This window comes from Paenarthrobacter sp. TAF1 (assembly GCF_052113825.1).
Lineage (GTDB): Bacteria > Actinomycetota > Actinomycetes > Actinomycetales > Micrococcaceae > Arthrobacter > Arthrobacter nicotinovorans.
Genome location: NZ_JBFRDO010000045.1, coordinates 1 through 1,338, shown reverse-complemented (window position 1 = coordinate 1,338; position 1,338 = coordinate 1). Strand labels below are relative to the sequence as shown.

Sequence of the window (1,338 nt, the reverse complement as noted above, 5' to 3'; positions counted from 1 at the left end):
GTTTTGGGGCTAGCCGTGGGCGGCGAGGATGGTGGAGGCTTCCTGGCGGGTGGTGCCGGAGGACTCGATGTGTGCCAGGGCTTCGGGGATTTCCCAGCCCTTCTTCCGCATCGCGGTGGCCCACAAGCGGCCGGCCCGGTACGAGGACCGCACCAACGGCCCGGACATGACRCCGAGGAAGCCGATYTCTTCGGCTTCGTGCTGGAGGTCCACGAATTCCTGCGGCTTGACCCACCGGTCCACCGGCAAGTGCCGTTCGGACGGGCGAAGGTACTGGGTGATCGTGATCAGGTCACAWCCGGCCTGGTGCAGGTCCCGCAGGGCYTCGGAGATTTCCTCCCGSGTCTCGCCCATGCCCAGGATCAGGTTCGACTTGGTCACCATGCCCAAATCCCGGCCCTGGGTGATGACATCCAGGGACCTCTCGTACCGGAACGCCGGRCGGATCCGCTTGAAAATCCTCGGCACGGTCTCGACGTTGTGGGCGAACACCTCGGGCTTGGAATCACAGATCGCCGCGATGTGYTCRGGCTTGCCGGAGAAGTCCGGGATCAGCAACTCCACCCCGGTGCCCGGGTTCAGTTCGTGGATCTTCCGGACYGTTTCGGCGTACAACCAGACACCCTCATCGGCSAGGTCATCACGGGCCACMCCGGTCACGGTGGCGTAGCGCAACTGCATCGCCTGGACACTCCGGGCCACCTTGGTGGGTTCGAACATGTCCACCGGGGAGGGCTTGCCGGTGTCGATCTGGCAGAAATCACAGCGCCGGGTGCACTCGGACCCGCCGATCAGGAACGTCGCTTCCTTGTCTTCCCAGCACTCGAAAATGTTCGGGCAGCCGGCCTCTTCACAGACCGTGTGCAGGCCTTCCTTCTTCACCAGGTTCTTGAGCTGGACAAACTCAGGCCCCATCTGGACCTTGGCCTTGATCCACTCAGGCTTACGTTCAACCGGTACCGCAGAATTACGCTGCTCAACGCGCAGCAACTTACGGCCTTCAGGTGCGAGTGTCATGGGGTTCCTTTACGTTGATCTTCAGCATTCGACGACGTTGACGGCGAGGCCGCCCATCGCGGTTTCCTTGTACTTATCGGACATGTCCTTGCCCGTCTCACGCATCGTCACGATCACCTCGTCCAGGGAAACCCGGTGCGTCCCGTCCCCCCACAACGCCATCTTCGCCGCGTTGATCGCCTTCGCCGCAGCAATCGCGTTCCGCTCAATACACGGAATCTGCACCAACCCCCCGATCGGATCACACGTCAACCCCAGATTATGCTCCATCGCGATCTCCGCAGCGTTCTCCACCTGACCCGGAGAACCACCCATCACCTC

At 62.4% G+C, this 1,338-nt stretch carries 2 protein-coding genes; both read right to left on the bottom strand.

The annotated features are described in order from the left end of the window. Window positions 1-9 precede the first annotated feature (9 nt). Window positions 10-1,017, bottom strand: a complete 1,008-nt coding sequence (gene lipA / locus AB4Y81_RS21530; protein WP_064722886.1) for a lipoyl synthase — start codon at window positions 1,015-1,017, stop codon at window positions 10-12. A 21-nt stretch (window positions 1,018-1,038) separates the two neighbouring features. After that, the coding region (locus tag AB4Y81_RS21525) for an L-serine ammonia-lyase, iron-sulfur-dependent, subunit alpha (RefSeq protein ID WP_441996929.1) at window positions 1,039-1,338 on the bottom strand (300 nt) is incomplete at its 5' end.